The following is a 19,181-nucleotide window of genomic DNA, read 5'->3' as shown; positions in this document are numbered from 1 at the left end:
CATAATTTTGTGATGCTCATCTAGTAAAATGAATAATAAGCTTTCTTAACGTTATGGTTTTGTTATGTTTGGTACTTGAATATTATAAATTTTATTCTTGCTACTTTAAAAATTTACTATTTCGCTAATTGTAACAGGTTAACTGGCTTTTTAGCGTACTGATATTTTGTCGAATCAGAGAGTTTTAGAGATAAAATTGATTGTTTTTACTATTTTTTACATAAAAGTACCATCTAAACTGGGTTTATCACATTTCTCCAACTAAAATTGTATCAATAACATTAATATTGTTACAGTGTTAAATAATTCTGTTTATTTCCTTTGTTTTTAGATTATACATCGGCTATATGGGTCTTTTTTAGATAAATATTCCAAAGAAAGGTGGGTGTCTTATGGAATATAAGCATGAGGTATTACTCATTTTGTGCGTAACTAGGTGATATTACAGCACTATTTTGATTTTAAACATGAAGTGTATAGAGTGAAATACTTTGTTACATAGTTGCAATGTCAATTTAGGACTAGTTGAAACTAATTATAATGGTAGTATATCATTCTTTCCGATATATGCTGAATCGACTATAGCATTATCAAATGTTATACACATAAATATAAAAATAAAATATGTAGATAATTATCTGCTAATTTTTATTTCCTTAATATAAATTGAAGCGAGAATGTTTATGAACACGAAATATCCTGTCGCTTGTGCAGTTGGACAAAAAATAAAAGCCCTTAGAAGAGCTCAAGGCTTTACTGTTTTTCAGTTAGCTAAAGAGATAGATATAAGTGAACAGCAGCTATTTCGTTACGAGCGCGGTGTTAATCGTATTGATATAGATTGCCTTGTTCGAGTGTTAAAAGTTTTAGACGTTAACATGGGTGAGTTTTTTAGTGAAGTCCTACAAGATGATACTCAAGTAGATGAGAGCACTGGTGATAAAGGGTTTGAAAGCTCTGCATATACCCTTGTATAACCAAATATCCATATTGTCTCAGAATGAAACGTAATTAACTTTCGTTCTTAATTATTTCAATTGGGAACGTAAATTAAATGTATCTGCTGTGTATGATTTAAATAAGACAATAGCTATTTTTAGCTTATGTTTCATAATAGAACAAATAAAAGCCCGAAAGGGCTTTTATTTTTATATCCTTAAACTAACAATTACTTAATATTTCACTCGGTATGGGGGTAGTTTTTCTGGCGTGCTTATGCCTAGTTAACTTTCTTGTTCTTGAATTGGCTCTAATATTACTGTGACGATACGTGTTTCGATCATTTCTCCAATTCTTAATTGCAGTTGTTCTAGTTTTATGACGGTATCTTGTAAAGGACTCGATATAGAAGCATAAATAAATTGGTTAAGCGTCCTTTCATCGCCGTTATCAATTTGAATACCATAAGAGGATTGGATCTCATTTAATCGCGTCGTTCCTTTTAGACTTAACCCTGTATCGGGTAGTTCAATAGGTATGTGCTCAGAGATATTTTTTTCTGAAAAAAGACGTTCAAGGAAAATACGGTTTTCAGGTTTAAGAACAACGAATAAATGGTCATCAGCGTGAAGAATAGTTGACCCCCTTGGTGGTAAAACACTTTTTTCTCGCGTAATCATTGCAATGACAGTTTGGTCTGGTAATGCTAATTGTGATAACCGACGACCTACCGCAGAGCAATCCTCCCCTAAAGTATATTCCACTAAATCAGCATCTATTTGGTCTACTGCGGTAATATCTAAAGTGGCTGCAGGGATCAATGGAGGTGGCTGCATTAAATTCAATTTACGTGCTACATAAGGCAAGGTTGAGCCTTGTAAAGTTGCTGAGATTAATACCACAAAGAAAACCACGTCAAAAATCAGATGGGCATTAGGTAGCCCGTAGATAAACGGGAAAATAGCGAGAATAATAGGCACTGAGCCACGTAAACCTACCCAGGAAATCAATGTTATTTCAGGTTTTGGAAAACCAAATAATTTTAGGACAGGTATTACAGCCAATGGCCTCGCAATAAAAGTTAAGACAAGGGCGATAACTAAGCCTTCAAGCCAGACTTCAATAAGAGAACTTGGGTTGACAAGTAACCCTAACATAACGAACATGATAATTTGGCTTAGCCATGCTAATCCATCATGGAATAAAAATGTGTTACGTTGAAAAACAAACCGATGATTACCAATTACCACACCGGTAACAAAAATAGATAAGAAACCACTGCCTTCTAAGTTACTGGCGAGCCCGAAAGAAAGTAGTCCACATGCAGCGACAAGGACAGGATATAATCCAGTTGCTAGTAGCTTAATCTTATTGATAATTTTGACTGAAACCCAGCCAACACTCAAGCCAACAACTGTCCCTATTCCCATCTGGCTAAAAAATAGCAAAATTAATTCACTACCTGAAGCTTGTGGATTCATTAAGAGTTGTAATAAACCAACCGTTAAGAATATGGCAGTAGGATCATTGGTTGCACTTTCTATTTCTAAAGTAGATTGCAGACGCTCGTTTAAATAGATCCCAGCGTTGCGCAGTAAGGAAAAGACGGCAGCGGCATCGGTAGAACCGACGATAGCGCCAAGTAGTAGCCCTTCAAGCAGAGGGACACCGAGAATATAAGCTGCGGCGAGCCCAGTTACACCAGCAGTTACAAGAACGCCAAGTGTTGCTAGTGTAAAAGACGGTTTCCAAACTAAACGAATTGACTTTACGGATGTTTGCAGACCTCCATCAAATAAAATTAAAGCAAGAGCAAGAGAACCAACGGCATACGAAACATTAACGTTATCAAACGTAATCTTACCTATCCCATCTTCACCGGCTAACATGCCAATAAATAAAAACATGACTAGCATGGGTAAACCAAGTCTAGCTGACAATTTGCTAGAGAAAATACCCAAAAGAATGAGTATAGAAATCAATAAAATGAGTTGTTCAATAGTTGGCATAATCAGTTTAATCTGTAAGTGAATAAAACGCTGACGATGCATCGTAAAGCGCGCGTAGAAAGCAAAAAATGTCAAAATAGCAAGATAACTAAATATACACTGAGAATAGATTATTTTAGCGAAAAGCCGATAATATCCATTAAAAAGTATATCTACATGATTATAATATAAATAAATTTAAATAATTTGATTATTTATCGCATTTTTTGTCATTAAAGTGAGTTAAAGCACGTAAAAAAACGATAAATTTGAATAAGTAAGCATCGAGGTGGGCTTATTATATTTTTTTAATCAAAGATAATTATGGCGTGGGGAGAGAAGTATTGAAGGGAGGGAATAGGCATTTATAAAGTAAGGTCAAAATAAAGAAGGCCGAAAAATTTTCGACCTTCACCATTACACTAATGATAGCGAGCTTTTTTAGCTAAATAGTCGCCAATAAATTGCATGCCTTGAACGATAATTACCAATGTAACAACGGTGATAGCCATTGCGACATTATCAAAACGCTGGTAACCATAGTTTAGAGCTAAGTCACCCACACCACCACCACCAACGGCGCCTGCCATGGCGGTTGCACCAACTAAAGTAATACTGGCAGCGGTTAAACTTAGGATTAATGATGACTTCGCCTCAGGTAAAATAAAGTGCCAAACAATTTGCCAATTTGTTGCTCCCATAGAATCAGCCGCTTCAATAATACCTGAATGTACGCTGAGTAATGAGTTTTCAACTAAACGTGCAGTATAAGGAGCAATAAAAATAACTAATGGTACAATTGCTGCAGTTGTTCCTATTGAGGTTCCAACCATAAAGCGTGTTAGGGGGATCATTGCAACTAATAATATGATAAAAGGCAATGAGCGAATAATATTAATAATAGGGTTCACTATACGATAAATACATTTATTTTCCCAAATACCGTCTGGCCTCGTTACAACAAGTACGATACCTAACAGAATCCCAAATATAGAGCCTAATACGAGTGCAACGCTGACCATCGTAAAGGTTTCTGACATCGCTAATAAAAACTGTTTAGTTGTTAAAGCGGTTTCGAATAATTGTGTCATATTGCCCCCTTATTGACAGCAACCCCACGTTGACGAAGAAAAGAAACCGCCTCATCCATTTTTTCTTTATCACCAATAAATTGGACAAACATGCTACCTAGCACGACACCACTGATTTCTTTCATGTTGGCAAATAAAATATTTATTTTGACAATTTCTTTCAGTATTAACTCATTAACAACAGGTTGTTGAGCGGAAGTTCCTAAAAATTCAAGACGATAAACATCTTGTTGATGTTCTAAGTTATGTAGAACGCGCTCTGGAATTTCTTCGTTTAACACGGTTCCTACAAACTTTCTGGTTGTGTCTTGGCGTGGGTTGGCAAAAATATCAAGTACGGTTCCTTCTTCGACAATTTTACCTGATTCCATAACAGCAACACGGTTACAGATTTGTTCAATAACTTCCATTTCGTGAGTCACGAGTAAGATAGTAATATGTTGTTCTTGGTTGATCTTTTTTAATAATTGCAAAATTGAGCGAGTCGTTTGTGGGTCAAGTGCTGAGGTGGCCTCGTCACATAATAAAATTTGTGGGTTATTGATCAAAGCGCGAGCAATACCAACTCGTTGTTTTTGTCCACCAGATAACTGCCCTGGGTATTGGTTTTTTTTATCGCTAAGTTCGACATATTCAAGAATGCTATCAACTCGCTGAGTGATTTCCTGTTTATCGATACCTGAGAGTACTAAGGGCATCGCAATATTTTGTGCGACAGTTTTCGTTTCCAGTAAATTAAAATGCTGGAAAATCATACCGATGCTTTTTTTATGTGAACGAGTTTCTGCTGGGGTATGCTCAGCAATATTTTGGCCATTAATGATAACAGCACCACTGGTTGGTTTTTCTAATTGATTCACTAGGCGGATAAGTGAGCTTTTACCAGCTCCGCTATAACCAATAAATCCAAAGATATCCCCTTTATTGATATGCAAATTAATATCTTGCAATGCAACTAAAGACTGCCCATCTTTTTCATAGACTTTTTGAATATTTTGAAAGGTAATCATAATTTACTCTACATTATCAGTTAATTGCATACGTTCTGAAGGTGGTGCAGCGGGGAGCCACTCATCACCTAATAATTCAGCTTCTTGGCTATTTTTGACTTGCTCAAGATGTTGTTCTTGATGGTTCAGATACAATTGAGCGGCAATATGGTCAGCCAATCGTTCAGCTCCAACATTCGTTCCGGGGATTAACCCTATAACGGGCCCCATGCTGAGTGATGCGCTTAAATTAAAACAATATAACTGATTGATTTTTAATGTGTCTGAGTTGCTTTTAGCTTGAAATTCAAAGTGATTACCTAAATAAGGGTGTGAAGCTAACTCTGCATTTTCCTCATGGAAAGATGGTGTGTATGCATCCCCCCATGTTTTGACTAGCGGAGATAATTGATGAAAAGCTCTGTCCTTAGCCCAATTAATTCGATAGCCAGTTGCCAAGATTAAATAATCTAATATGAATTTGCCTGTTGTGGTCGTGACGTGCAACTTTTTGTTTTTTACTTCAATAAATTTAACTTGAGTATTGAAATTGAAATAAGCATTTTCATGGCGAGAGACTCTCAAGGTACTTCCGTGAGGGGCTGGTGTTTTAGCTTTAGCAACATAATCCGTGTAATGCCACTTTTGAGCATCGGTAAAATAGGTATATGCATTGGTAAAACCTGCACTTCCAGCAACTTTTCCTCGGTTTACACGAGGCATATCGTTAGCTCGGATCAAAATTTCAACCGAATTAGCGCCATTTTCTAATGCCGTTGCTGAGCTATCCATCGCTCCTGCACTATAACCTACAACACCAATATCTAAGCCTTTAAAACGGCGATAGTCAGTGCCTGCGTAGGAGTGTTCCCAATAGGCTGTTGGAATATCATTCATAAAGCTAGGGATATTGGCCTCACTAAAAGACTCCATACCCGTTGCTAAAATAACATGTTGTGCTTGATAACTGACTGTTCCTTCAGGGGTATTAAAAATTAATTCACGGTAGTTATCATTAAGTTGTACATCAACGAGATGGTATTGATTAAGCACATGGGGTTCAGTCATGGTTTTATACCATTGCAGGTATTCACCCCATTGCAAACGTGGAATTTTATCAAGTTCATCCCATTTTTGAATACCAAATTGGGCTTTAAACCAAGCTTGGAAAGTTAATGAGGGAGATGCAAGTGCAGGGCCAACCACATGTTTTGGTGAACGTAATGTTTCCATTAGTGCAGGGCTTTGCCATGGGCCTTCTTTGCCAGAAGCGGCCTGATCGAAAACAATGGCGTTAATTCCGCGTAATTTCAGAGCGAAAGCTGCTGCAATCCCTGACATGCCCGCGCCAATGATAGCGACATCAATAACTTGGTTTTCAGGACAGTTTTTTGATAATGACCAAGACGTTATTGGTAAATTTAAATATTGCAAATCTTGTTTTATTTGCGCTTCTAATGCCTCTAAACCCATAATCAGTTCCATTGAATTACTCCTTGCCCTCGGCTATTTCAAAGGGTTCTCCTAGTGATAACATTAAGCGGTTCGCCCATGAAAAGAAGGCTGTTGATTGAACTAAATCGAGTAATTCAAGTTCAGACAAGCCTAGCGTTTGTAACTCTTTAATTTGTGATGATGTGGCTTGGATGGGGGTTGCAGACAAGGAAGCAACCAAATCTGTGATGGCTAGTAGTCTGTCATCAAAACCTTCTGCAAGTACTGAACCTGTCGCCGTTGCTAATAGTTTATCAACATCAGCGCGTCGCTCTTTTGCATATTGACTGGCTTTTCTTGCGTGAACAGAAGCACAGTATATGCAACCATTAACTTTACTAGTTACAGCTGCTGCAAATTCACGTTCCCAGCGAGGTAGCCCTTCAGAGGTATAAAATACGCCACGGTCAATTAAAGTTCGTAATTCTAAAATTTTGCTTTGATGGGCAAGTAGTAAAAAATATTCAGAGTTTAATTGACCAAATTTTTTCATAACTTGGGCTTCTTCAGCGGATAATGTCTTCGCATCTCTTGCTGAAATCCAAGCTTCCCATCCTAAATTATCTTGTGTAAAAGCGGTTGGGGATGAATTTCCTTTGCGGGTTAAAGGTTGGTGGTTCCACTTACCTGCAACAACTTTAGGTGCACTATTTGTAAGATTACTACTATCCGTCAGTAACAGAATCCCTTCGATTAGCCGAGCTTGATAAGTGACATAAGTTATTAATTGAGCAAGTAAAATAATGTCACTTTCTTGCCAACCTTGGTTAGTTAATTCGGCAATCAATTGGTAATGAGTGTCTTTCGGTGACTGTGTTAAAACTTGCAGATATTCTTTTGCTGTGGCAAGTGGTTTGCTAAGCGGTTCATCAGGAATTGAGTTTATTAATTGCAAATAAAATTCAGCAAGGCGGGGACTTCCTGTAATTTTTGCAACTTCATGGGCAAAATAATATTTCACATCACTTGTTAGCCGTGTCGAGGGCGCTGAAAAAATGGCTTCAAATACGGCTTGAGTATTTTCAGTCGCCACATTACGTTCATGGCGAATCTTAGTTAGACTGGAATCTGGTGTTAAGTTAGTTAAATAATTAATTACATCATTATTGGAAATAGTCATAAAGTAACTCACTTTTTTTAAACGTTTTTTATCTCCTTCATTACATATCAATCACATCACTAATCGAACGATCTATTTGTTATATGCTTATAACCAAAAGAAATTAAACTAAGCCCTTATATTACTTTTGTATTAAGTTATAACGATATAGTCTAAGTCGTGCTCTCTAATTATGATTATACTGCCCAAAATATCTTTACAGGGTTGTTACATATGTTAAAACAAAAAATAATAGGCTTGTCTTTAATTACTACGGCTTTAGTTGCGTTGGCAGGTTGTGGTGATAATAGTGAAAAAGATAATCCGAATAAAAAACAAATTACGATAGGCTTTGGTGTTGGTAATTATATTGACCAAGTGGATAAAGGTATCGTCCCGATTTTAGAGAAAAAAGGTTATACGGTTAATTTGCGCCAATTTTCGCAGAATAGGCAAATTAATCCTGCTTTTGAAGAAGGTTCAATCGATGCTTCTGTTAATCAAAGCCGCGCCTATATGGAGGCTTATAACAAAAAGAATAATATTAACATGGTGGCATTGACGGATTCACCGAGTGCGCCACAAAGTCTGCGGTCAAATAAACATAAAACACTGGATGATGTGAAAGATGGTATGATCGTCGCGCTATCTAATGACCCTGTTAATGCAGAACGTGGTGCTAGAATTCTGGAACAGTTAGGTTGGATTAAAATTAAGCCAAATGTGAGTACATTAAGCTTTAGTGTTAATGATATTTCGCCTGATAAATATAACTTAGATATCCGAGAAACTGATGCAGCACAAGGGTTACGATTATTAGATGATGTCGATTTTGTCGTTGTGAATGGCAACTATGTTGCAAGTGCAGGTCAGCGCATTGCTGATGGCTTGGTCGTAGAAAATTCACCGCTAGAGCATCGTGTTATTGTGACTGTCATGCAAAAAGACCTAGATGCTCAGTGGGCAAAAGATTTGAAAGAAGCTTTTGAGTCTAAAGAATATGCAGATTATATTCGTTCGCAGCGTATTTACGATGGTTTTATTGAACCTGAAAGCTGGAACAAATATCCTAAATAAAACCCTAGTCTGTTTTTTTATTATTAGTATTACGTTAACCACTAATTTTTATTAATTAGTGGTTTTTTCTATATAAACTAAATATCTTACTGATTTAATGTGAAAAATATTCGTGTTGAATTTGTAGACAATCTGATGTTTTTTCGTTATTTAATAGATTAAGAGCTGAATTATAAAAATAGAATATAGATAAGTTTATGTAAAAAATAAAACTGACAGGGGAAAGTATGAGTAACGAATTAATTGATGCATTTAATGTAATAAAATCTAAAAGATGGGTTGATTTGACACATAGCTTCGATAAAGATTCACCGCATTTTTTTATGTTTGATTCTGCTGAGTTTAAAACATTATTTGGTTATCCAGAGGGTTTTTTTGCACAGCAATTTACATTTCCAGGCCAATATGGCACTCATATTGATGCTCCTTGTCATTTTGTCGAAGGAATGCGTTATTTACATGAACTCGAATTAAAGGAACTTGTTTTGCCATTGATTGTTATAGACCAATCAGAAAGAGCAAAAGAAGATCCAAATTTTGCATTTTCTCGTAATGATATTCTCAATTTTGAAGCACAAAATGGCCAAATTGAATCCGGGAGTTTTGTTGCATTACGTACCGATTGGAGTAAACGTTGGCCATCACAAGAGCTTATGGATAATAAAGATGATGAGGGCAATAACCAAATACCGGGTTGGGGAATGGACGCTCTTAAATTTTTATTTGAAGAACGTGGAATAAAAGCTATTGGACATGAAACATTTGATACTGATGCAGCAAAAGATTTTCGAAAAAATAATGCATTACTCGGTGAGTATTATGTATTAGAGCAAGATACATACCAAGTTGAATTACTCGCTAATTTAGACCAAGTGCCCACACGTGGTGCCGTGATTTTTAATATTGTCGCTAAACCAAATAATGCCAGTGGTTTTCCTGTGCGTTCTTTTGCAATACTTCCATAGGAAATATAATTATAACCAATCTGCTAATGTAATAGCAGATTGGTTAAAACGGCTATAAAGCAATTATAATCCATGCAGCGGCTAATAGCATACACAATAGCGCGACAACTCCTCCAGATTTAGAAAATTCACCGAAAGAGATTTTTACACCATATGCCGCTGATTGTTCAACGACAATAATTCCAGCAAGGCTACCGAAGACCAGTAAATTACTTGAAAAGCCTGAACCCAATACAAGAGCTGCGCCTAATGAATCGGCATTACCATCAGGTGTTAAGAATGGGACGAGTAACATAACTGAGGGATTATTTCCAACGATAGTGCTTAGAACACCGGTCACTAAAAATAGGGCTAATGGATTATTGAGATCCACACCGTAGCTTCGTAAATCCGTTAATAATTGCTGAGGAAGGCCTGTGGCGGCAAAAGCAGCGTTAACAACAAATAACCCCATGATGAGTAATAGAAGATTACCGTCGACGAGTTTAAGCATATCACTCGAGGCAATGGACCGGTTTAATAATAAAAAACCAGCAGCAGTCAATGCTATAAGTTCTTTAGGAATATCAGTCACAATAAAGGCAATGATGACTGCGAAAGTAATAACACCAGCTTTTGCTGTCTCCCATACATTTAATGTTTCTTGGGTTTTTTGTGGGGAAGCTGCTAGCGTATTTTCTTTAGCCAAATACCAACGATTACGATATAACCAAACGAGTACCAACCATGTTAATGGTAAAGAAAGTAGGGCTGGTATTGCTGATGCCTGTAATAAGCCTACAAACGAGATATCGAGCCCTTGGGCTGCGATCATATTTTGTGGGCTACCAATTAATGAGCCGGCCGCGCCATTATTCGCCGCGAAACAAAAACCAAGTAAAAATGGAATTGGGTTTAAACCGCGAGATAAACTAATTGATACTAATAATGGTGTCATGGCGACAACAACAACATCGTTAGTGAGAAATGCAGAAAGAAAGCCACCGACAAGAATTAAAACCGCGAGTAATGTAGGGGGAGAAACTTTTAGCATTGCCACTCGGTTTGCGGTCCAACTATAAAAACCAGACACAACAAAAGAAGCAGAAACGACCATAAGCCCAAATAACATACCAATCGTTCGGTAATCGATAGCATTCCACGCATGAGGCGGTGTAATACTGCCGATAGCCATCATAGCTAGGGCGCCAATAACAGCAGCTCCAGTTCTATCAACTTTGAAGCCTGGTAGCTTACCAAAGCCCATTGCAATATAAACTAAAAGAAAAACAATAACGGTTAACGTCATGATATTCACATTTTAATTAAGAAAATTAGAGGTAATTTATCGATGAACACTCAGCGAAGCAAGGCTAAATAATGTATTGATAATAACATGTTGCAGTTAGCTCCATTTAAGATTGTCGCTAAAAGATAACAATAATGTAATTAAGAATGAAGTTTACAAATAGCGATAACAAGCATTGACCATAAGAAACGATAATCTGATTTGTTGCAGCATAAAAAGAAAAACAAAGAAAATACATTTGGTAATTTTATTACAAAATTAAAAAAGTATTTGGTCAGTTGAGAATTTGATAGCAGCTCATAGGATTAAAAAAGAGAAACTGAAAATTAATTGTGACAAAAGTCACTATTTAAAGATAAATAACGTTTTTTAATTTGTGATTTAAGTCACAAAAAATGGTTTTTTAGTGCAAAAAAAGATCAATGTAATTTAGTGACACGAGCTTTTTGTGAGCTTCATCAATATAAATATAGGGTGGACAGGGGGGTAATGGTGACTTTGATCACATAAAGGCCCACGTGGTGCGAATCTGATAAAGCTCATGCTAGAGTGAAAGTGTTGAAAAAATCACGGACGTTATTTGGCGATAACGTTACTACTTTATCATTCTCGTACCACGGGGTTCTGTCATGGTAACATCAAATATCAAATTAAAGGTACAGAATTTTGGGCGTTTCCTCAGTAATATGGTTATGCCTAATATCGGTGCTTTTATCGCTTGGGGATTAATTACTGCGTTATTTATCCCAACTGGCTGGTGGCCTAATGAGACATTAGCTCAACTTGTAGGCCCTATGATCACCTATTTACTACCACTATTAATCGGTTATACCGGTGGCCGTTTAGTCGGTGGAGAGCGGGGTGGAATAGTTGGCGCAATAACAACAATGGGTGTAATTGTTGGGGCCGACATGCCAATGTTTATGGGGGCAATGATTGCTGGCCCATTAGGCGGATATGCAATAAAACGTTTTGATTTGTGGATAGAAGGCAAAATTAAAACGGGTTTTGAAATGTTAGTGAATAATTTTTCATCTGGCATTATCGGTATGTTATTAGCCATTTTGGCTTATTTAGCGATTGGGCCTCTTGTTGCAGGGCTATCCAAGATATTAGCAGCCGGTGTAAATGTGATGGTGGAGAATAATTTACTTCCACTCACGTCTATTTTTGTTGAACCTGCCAAAATCTTATTTCTTAATAATGCTATCAATCACGGTATTTTTTCACCACTAGGTATTCAGCAAGCATCAGAAACAGGTGCATCCATCTTTTTCTTAATTGAAGCCAACCCTGGACCCGGTTTAGGTGTTTTACTCGCGTATATGTTTTTTGGCAAAGGTAATGCTAAGCAGTCTGCGCCAGGAGCCGCAATTATTCACTTTTTTGGTGGCATCCATGAAATTTATTTTCCTTACGTCTTAATGAATCCTCGGTTAATTCTTGCTGTTATTCTGGGTGGAATGACAGGGGTATTTGTGATGAACCTTTTTCATGCTGGGTTAGTCTCTCCTGCATCCCCGGGCTCAATATTTGCAGTTCTACTGATGACGCCTAAATCATCACTTATCGGCGTTATTTTATCGGTCGCAAGTGCTACAGTTGTTTCTTTCATCGTTTCAGCTCTTTTATTAAAACGAACACGAATTGGTGATGATGATGAACTCGAGAGTGCGACGAAAAAAATGCGTAATATGAAAACGCAATCAAAGTCATCATCAGTAAATTCAATCAATAAAGATGCTTCTATCAATTTAGCTCAAGTGCATAACATTATTGTCGCTTGCGATGCAGGCATGGGCTCAAGTGCAATGGGAGCGGGGGTATTAGCCAAAAAAGTACGTGATGCTGGCTTGCTAGACATCACCGTCACTAATATGGCAATCAACGATTTACCAGAAAATGTTGATATTGTTATCACTCATAGGGATTTAACGCAAAGAGCGAAATCATTTGCGCCAAATGCAATCCATATTTCTTTAACAAACTTCTTAGATAGTCAAACGTATAATGATTTAGTCACGAATTTAATAGCTAAAAAAAATCCTAAGGCAGCTAATGATGGGCATTTAATTAAACAAACTATTGTTGCGGCTAATGATGAGTCATATGACATAACCGAACATGAAGAGGCTTTGTTTACTTTAAGTGCGAAGCACATTCATTTAAATCTGGCGGCAGAAAATAAAACCCAAGCTATCCGCTTTGTAGGGCAGAAGCTAGTTGAAGGCGGGTATGTTGAGCCTGAATATATAGAGGCTATGCTAGCTCGTGAAAAACTAACACCAACATATCTTGGAGAGTCTATTGCGGTACCTCACGGAACAATAGAAGCCAAAGACCGCGTATTAAAAACTGGCATTGTTATTTGCCAATATCCTAAAGGCGTACAATTTGGTGAAGAACCCGATGAAATTGCTCGCTTAGTGATTGGTATTGCAGCACAAAATAATGAGCACATTGAAGTTATTACACGAATTACTTCCGCTTTAGATGAAGATGGGGTCATTGAGCGTTTATGTGAAACCCAAGATGTTCAGGAAGTACTCGAAATTTTAGCGTCTCAAAGTGCAGCATAAGGAGAATAATAATGAAAGTCATTCATTTTGGTGCAGGAAATATAGGCCGCGGTTTTATTGGTAAATTATTAGCAGACGCAAATTCACAAGTCACTTTTACGGATGTCAATCAGCCATTAATTGACCAACTAGCACATCAACAATCTTATAATGTTCATGTTGTTGGTCAGGAAAATCGTATTGAGAAAGTCCAACACATTCACGCTGTTAATAGTAATGATCCTAAAACGATAGAGTTTATTGCAACGGCAGATATGCTTACAACAGCAGTCGGGCCTCAAGTGCTTGAAAAAATTGCCTCAACGATAGCTAAAGGCATTATTCATAGAAAATCGTTGGGAAATAACCAGCCACTCAATATTATTGCATGTGAAAATATGGTGAGAGGAACTAGCCAATTAAAGCAACATGTATTGGCTCAATTGCCTGAAGAGTTACATCAATGGGTTGAGCAGCATATTGGTTTTGTAGACTCCGCAGTTGACCGTATTGTTCCTCCGATGGAGGCAGCGAATGATGACCCGCTTGATGTTACCGTCGAATCCTTTAGTGAGTGGATTGTTGATCAGACACAATTTGTTGGTGATATTCCTATTATCGAAGGAATGGAATTAACGGATAATCTAATGGCATTTGTCGAACGTAAGCTATTTACGTTAAATACAGGCCATGCAATAACAGCTTATCTGGGACAATTATATGGATACCAAACAATTAGTGAAGCGATTGGCGATTTTAGGATCCACACTATTGTTAAATCGGCAATGAAAGAAAGCGGGCAAGTATTAATTCAACGTTATGGCTTTGATTCGAAAATACATAATCAATACATAGATAAAATACTGAGCCGCTTTGCGAACCCATATTTAAAAGATGATGTTAGCCGAGTAGGACGACAACCTATGCGAAAATTAAGTTCAAATGATCGCCTAATTAAGCCGTTATTAGGTACATTTGAATATCAATTATCACATGAAAATCTGATCATAGGTATTACAGCTGCATTGCATTTTAGGTGTGAAACTGATCCCCAAGCAAATGAAATGGCAAAGTTAATTGCAGACAAAGGACTTACCCAAACGGTCATTCAACTTTGTGGAATAGAGCAATATCCAGAGGTAATTGATAAAATTTGTACTCAATACCAGTTAATGATGTTGAGTAAAAAGTAATATTACGGATAATGGGTTAATTATTGAGGTTCAATCACTTTATGGCTACCTACTATGTGAAAGCAAGTAATATAGCCATAAAGTGATAAAAGAAGCTAATATGGAAAATAAACAAAACATTGAAAATCAAATTCTTGAGCGGTTGAATCAACGACCAGAGGTGCACTTATTTGTTCAAGATGTCGTTATTTTAATTTCACAAGCTATTGATAAATTAATGTTAAAAGTTTTCAGAAAGGATGACTATGCAGTAAAATATGCAGTTGAGCCTCTTTTAACTGGAAATGGCCCATTAGGGGAGTTATCGGTTCGTTTGAAACTCTTATTTGCGTTAGGGGCTATTTCTCGTGAAACCTATGAAGATATAGAATTATTTCTTGCTTTGAATGAGTCATTATCTGCAGAAAAAATAAATATAAATTTTACGGATGATGAAATTTTAGGCAGTATTAAAATGCTTCATTGTATGGAACCATTACCAGAAATGATGAGATTTAATCAGCCGGAAGATCTTATTGATAATCAATTAATTGAATTGCAAAAACACCGTTTTCAGCAAATGATCAAATCTTCATTGATATTGTCTGTAACAGCCTTAATTACCCAAATTATCGAAACGGATGTATTTTAAATCGGTTATCCTATCATCTCTATTTTACTGTTTACTTATCGAGGTAAATATGTTTGAAATAATACGTTATTAGCCGAGAATCAGCAGAGTATCGAATGAATATTATTATTGCACATGAAATAACCACCGAAGATAAAGAAGAGTTACTTGCAGGGTTGCGTAGTTTTAATACTCAGTTTTTAAATGCCGACCGATTTGGTTCATTAGGAATTTATTTTAAAAATGATGATGGTGTGATGCTTGGTGGTTTACTTGCCTCAGTTAAGGCAAATTGGTTATGTATTGATTATTTATGGGTTAGTGAAAGTGCCAGAAATGATGGATTAGGGCGTGAATTGATGTATACCGCTGAACGGGAAGCAATAAAATTAGGTTGTATTCATAGCTTAGTTGACACATTTAGTTTTCAAGCCTTACCATTTTATGAAAAATTAGGATATGTGAAACAAATGTCATTACCTGACTTCCCGGAGACAGGCATGCAACGACATTATTTAACTAAACGTGATATATAAAAAGTACCTATAAATTATGGCATGATCGGTTTAGTCGATAAATATTGTGCTGCATAATCAGGTAGGCGAGCCTTTAATTTATCAATTGTTATTTCAGCAATGACACCACTTGTCGGTACTAACTCGTTTGTTTCAACGAAAATATTCTCTGAACAAAAGAACTGATTAGATGAGAATGATTTTTCTGGTGAAGTAACTAATGGTTTGCTCTTAGTCCTATTGATAAAGCGATTAGAGAAAACTAGATAATTTTTAATATTAATAGATTTATCTTCAGTATCTACAAAATTTTGCCAATAGCTAATTAAAGCGTCAGATAAATAATTATTAAAAATGAAGGTGTCTTGCATAATTAGCCATTTGTCATCGACATTGTCATAGGGGCGTGCATTAAAAGAAATGTGATTAAGATAGTTACCAGCAAATACGAGTCCTTTTGCATTACGAAACTTTAATTGACCGGATGGCTTATCATCTTTTGGCCAGCCAGAGAAATAATTTTGAATAACTTCAACTTGTTCATACTGTTTAATATAAATACCATGATCACGTTGTATATCATCTTTATCTGTTTTAGGATTGTAGAGAAAGATTTGGTCACTACCTGAAATAAAGTTTTTACGAAATATCCCTTTTTTGAGATTACTCGTCGAATACCAACCGGAAACAAATTCACCTTGGGCATCATCAAAAGATATTAATTTTTTATCTCTTAAACTTAAAAGTGTGGTGAGCAGTATCTGTGTTTTTTTATCAAGCCATGGTGTTGCTAAGTTAATCTCATCGACCGAACCTAAAAAATTTTGTTCAATTAATAAACCGGAACTATTACCATAAGTACTAAGACCAACTCCTGCATAGTTACGCCCACGCATAAAAACATTACCATTTATTGTATAGAAATGACTAGAACAGGTCAGTTGCGCTGTGCTGTATTCGGTTATTGTGTTAATAAATACATTATGGCTAATACGAATTGCAGATTTGTGTCCATAAAAATGTATTCGAATATTGTCAAAGATTATGTTCTCTATGTTTATATTTGACACTTTTGTTCTGTAGGTACTATCACCGAACATAACCGATTGTCCTTTGGGATTTAAACAACGAAAAATTGTGCCTTCTATCGAACCCAATAAGGAATTATAAGATGTTAATAATACATCGCTAGCAAATAAGTAAGTACCGGCAGGAAAATAAATACCTTTATGAAATGTGTTACTTTCTTTAAGTAAACTTAATATCGCCTGACTTAAATCTTTATCTGTATTTGGTAATATACCTGCATCTTGTGCATTGATATAGCCATCCGGTGTGTCATTGCATGTGGGGCTTTGATTTATCATGTATATATCCTATCGACGGTTTTATTGTGGGGATATGAATAGTGTCACTTATAATTATCTGGTACTTAGCTATAGTACTAGTCATAAGGGGGATAAGTATATTGTTTTATCAATAATTCAGCAATATAAATTAAAATTATCATGGTCTACATTGTTTTTAACGCATTGATATTTATGTTAAAATTAATTAAAATATATTATTGCGAATAATATTTTTTAATTTTTGGTTCATCGGCATAGTTATTATGTAAATCTATCATTCGCAGTTTGATTATTAATAAATGAAGATAAAATATGAAAATTTGTATTATAGGGACGTCCGGGGCAGGAAAAACAACATTATCTGCCAAGCTAGCCGATGAATTTAATACGCCTGTATATGGCTATGATGAAATTTATTGGAATAAAACTCAGGCAGAATATATCAAAAATCCTCAACCTATTATTAACGCATTAGTCTTAGAGATAACATCTAAAAAAGAATGGATTATTGAAGGCGCTTACGATAGGCGTTTAACTCCCTTTTTTCATGACTGTACGTTAATTATTCGCTTAAATGTACCTTACCATATATGTGCCTTTAGAATCGTAAAACGATACCTTGCATCTAAATTTACAACGATAGGGCCCAAAGAGACATTTTTCAATACAGTTGAGTTACTACGCTTTGCAAAGCAATTTGATAAGCAGCTTGATGATTTCTTTGCACAAAATCCTTTATTTTCTTCTAAAGTCATCATTATAGATAATTCCAAACAATGTATTGGTACGATAAAAAAACATTTAGAATAAATAGGGTTCAGTGGCCTGTCCGGCTCTTACAGTATAAATAATTTTAGCAATAACTTTATTTGTACATCTATCAGTTGGTTTATGCTCTCTAAAGGCTGTTTTTGCTTCATCTCTTTTCTTCTGGTATCGGCTAAATAAATTTGCCCATAAAAAATACTATATACATGAGTACTTAGATTCCACTAGAAATTACTAGACCTTCTTGGAAGTAAAAATAATTAATCAATTCTCGTATAAAAAATAAAATAACATTCAAGCGGCCAAGTCATTTCAATCACTCAGAATGGCACTCAATCAGTTGGTAGGAGGAGGGATCATTAATTAAAAGTGACTCATTTTTAATTAAATATCTATTAGCATTTTTGCTTATAACGAATTGAGGCGGGGGGATTTTACAATCCTGTTCATCAATAATAGATGCATTAAATCCTGTGGCTATTTCTTTTAATGTATAATTCCCCTGGCAAGCATATAATTCTTGCCAGGATGAAATAGTTAACTTAGCCTCATTGTTAAATTTAAATTTTAGATTAATAAGTGTATTAACATCATTATTTGATTTTTTCTCGGAATAGTGTAAATAATAGCAACCAATGGTTTTAGTTGCATATGCACAATTTAATATAATGAATGAGAATAATGCACTAATAAATATAAGGTAACTCATTTTTGATTCATTCATCGATGATAACTAGTATACATAGCGTAATAGCAGAAAGTAAGTTAGCACTGCGTTAATTAACCGATTAATAAGCATTTTGACGAACATTAAAGGGTTGTAAAATCCTATTCCAGATTTCAATCATTTGTTATATTTGTCTTAATAATGAATTCTAAAATTTCTTTAAACATTTCTTTTCTATCTAAATTTATAGAATATTTAGGCACTGTACCGTCATCGTGCCCGCCCTCATAATCCATTGATGGCGTACTTTTCCATTTATTGCTAGATTTGAGTAACGTATATTTGCGCTTATCGCCATTCATCTCAGTAGAACGGTTGTCGTCAGACAGAATCGCCCGTATCTTTATGTTTTAAGTTAGACCCCATAATGCTAGGTAAAAAAATAACAGGAACCACTTTGGTTGCAGGGACATAAAGGTGGGCTTTGGCGTTCCGTGATTGATGTTCAGTCGTACATTCCCAAGAAACCCGTTTTTTCACATCAAATTGACAAAATGGTGCTGGATATTTTCGCCTTGTTCATCCTGACTC

Annotated in this window: 16 protein-coding genes; 8 read left to right on the top strand and 8 right to left on the bottom strand. The window is 36.0% G+C overall.

What is annotated here, in order from left to right; translation table 11 throughout:
• Positions 1-683 precede the first annotated feature (683 nt).
• On the top strand, positions 684-977 hold the full coding sequence (locus PR683_RS06935; protein WP_004912555.1) for a helix-turn-helix domain-containing protein: 294 nt from the start codon (positions 684-686) through the stop codon (positions 975-977).
• A gap of 246 nt (positions 978-1,223) precedes the next feature.
• Here the strand turns inward: PR683_RS06935 and PR683_RS06930 are convergent, their stop codons facing one another.
• The 5 genes from PR683_RS06930 to PR683_RS06910 all read right to left on the bottom strand — a co-directional run bounded on the left by PR683_RS06930 (position 1,224) and on the right by PR683_RS06910 (position 7,621).
• Complete coding sequence (locus PR683_RS06930) at positions 1,224-2,990, bottom strand: potassium/proton antiporter (protein WP_226537920.1); 1,767 nt, start codon at positions 2,988-2,990, stop codon at positions 1,224-1,226.
• Between the two features lie 359 nt (positions 2,991-3,349).
• A complete protein-coding gene (locus PR683_RS06925; protein ID WP_004264861.1) occupies positions 3,350-4,018 on the bottom strand; it encodes a methionine ABC transporter permease in 669 nt (222 codons plus the stop codon).
• Complete coding sequence (locus tag PR683_RS06920; protein WP_109911499.1) at positions 4,015-5,028, bottom strand: methionine ABC transporter ATP-binding protein; 1,014 nt, start codon at positions 5,026-5,028, stop codon at positions 4,015-4,017. Before PR683_RS06920 ends, PR683_RS06925 begins: the two co-directional genes overlap by 4 nt.
• Before the next feature lie 3 nt (positions 5,029-5,031).
• The gene (locus tag PR683_RS06915) at positions 5,032-6,492 is read right to left on the bottom strand and encodes an NAD(P)-binding domain-containing protein (protein ID WP_109911500.1); all 1,461 of its coding nucleotides are present in this window, start codon (positions 6,490-6,492) and stop codon (positions 5,032-5,034) included.
• 4 nt (positions 6,493-6,496) lie between these two features.
• The gene (locus PR683_RS06910; RefSeq protein ID WP_004912546.1) at positions 6,497-7,621 is read right to left on the bottom strand and encodes a CMD domain-containing protein; all 1,125 of its coding nucleotides are present in this window, start codon (positions 7,619-7,621) and stop codon (positions 6,497-6,499) included.
• Positions 7,622-7,834: 213 nt separating this feature from the next.
• Here PR683_RS06910 and PR683_RS06905 point away from each other — a divergent pair, with 213 nt between their 5' ends.
• Both PR683_RS06905 and PR683_RS06900 read left to right on the top strand, forming a co-directional pair.
• Positions 7,835-8,677 (top strand): MetQ/NlpA family ABC transporter substrate-binding protein, encoded by an 843-nt coding sequence (locus PR683_RS06905; protein WP_004912542.1) that lies wholly within the window; start codon positions 7,835-7,837, stop codon positions 8,675-8,677.
• Positions 8,678-8,904: 227 nt separating this feature from the next.
• The gene (locus PR683_RS06900) at positions 8,905-9,642 is read left to right on the top strand and encodes a cyclase family protein (RefSeq protein ID WP_109911502.1); all 738 of its coding nucleotides are present in this window, start codon (positions 8,905-8,907) and stop codon (positions 9,640-9,642) included.
• A 52-nt stretch (positions 9,643-9,694) separates the two neighbouring features.
• On the opposite strand, the gene PR683_RS06895 is transcribed toward PR683_RS06900, so the two are convergent.
• Positions 9,695-10,930, bottom strand: coding sequence for an SLC13 family permease (locus tag PR683_RS06895; RefSeq protein ID WP_004912534.1), 1,236 nt, complete (start codon positions 10,928-10,930; stop codon positions 9,695-9,697).
• A gap of 629 nt (positions 10,931-11,559) precedes the next feature.
• Here PR683_RS06895 and PR683_RS06890 point away from each other — a divergent pair.
• The 4 genes from PR683_RS06890 to PR683_RS06875 all read left to right on the top strand — a co-directional run bounded on the left by PR683_RS06890 (position 11,560) and on the right by PR683_RS06875 (position 15,827).
• Positions 11,560-13,509, top strand: a complete 1,950-nt coding sequence (locus tag PR683_RS06890; RefSeq protein WP_109911503.1) for a PTS mannitol transporter subunit IICBA — start codon at positions 11,560-11,562, stop codon at positions 13,507-13,509.
• Positions 13,510-13,520: 11 nt separating this feature from the next.
• A complete protein-coding gene (locus PR683_RS06885) occupies positions 13,521-14,681 on the top strand; it encodes a mannitol-1-phosphate 5-dehydrogenase (RefSeq protein WP_272581727.1) in 1,161 nt (386 codons plus the stop codon).
• A 100-nt stretch (positions 14,682-14,781) separates the two neighbouring features.
• The gene (locus PR683_RS06880; RefSeq protein ID WP_004912528.1) at positions 14,782-15,312 is read left to right on the top strand and encodes an MltR family transcriptional regulator; all 531 of its coding nucleotides are present in this window, start codon (positions 14,782-14,784) and stop codon (positions 15,310-15,312) included.
• A gap of 95 nt (positions 15,313-15,407) precedes the next feature.
• On the top strand, positions 15,408-15,827 hold the full coding sequence (locus PR683_RS06875; RefSeq protein WP_109911505.1) for a GNAT family N-acetyltransferase: 420 nt from the start codon (positions 15,408-15,410) through the stop codon (positions 15,825-15,827).
• Positions 15,828-15,841: 14 nt separating this feature from the next.
• Here PR683_RS06875 and PR683_RS06870 read toward each other — a convergent pair whose 3' ends face one another.
• Positions 15,842-17,173, bottom strand: coding sequence for a glycosyl hydrolase family 28-related protein (locus PR683_RS06870; protein ID WP_272581726.1), 1,332 nt, complete (start codon positions 17,171-17,173; stop codon positions 15,842-15,844).
• Positions 17,174-17,467: 294 nt separating this feature from the next.
• Between PR683_RS06870 and PR683_RS06865 the strand changes: the two genes are divergently transcribed.
• Complete coding sequence (locus tag PR683_RS06865; RefSeq protein WP_004912522.1) at positions 17,468-17,965, top strand: AAA family ATPase; 498 nt, start codon at positions 17,468-17,470, stop codon at positions 17,963-17,965.
• A 274-nt stretch (positions 17,966-18,239) separates the two neighbouring features.
• Here the strand turns inward: PR683_RS06865 and PR683_RS06860 are convergent, their stop codons facing one another.
• Positions 18,240-18,647, bottom strand: a complete 408-nt coding sequence (locus PR683_RS06860; RefSeq protein ID WP_164528636.1) for a hypothetical protein — start codon at positions 18,645-18,647, stop codon at positions 18,240-18,242.
• Positions 18,648-19,181 lie beyond the last annotated feature (534 nt).

Source organism: Providencia sp. PROV269, assembly GCF_028477785.1.
GTDB lineage: Bacteria > Pseudomonadota > Gammaproteobacteria > Enterobacterales > Enterobacteriaceae > Providencia > Providencia rettgeri.
This window is presented reverse-complemented; position numbering and strand designations above follow the sequence as displayed.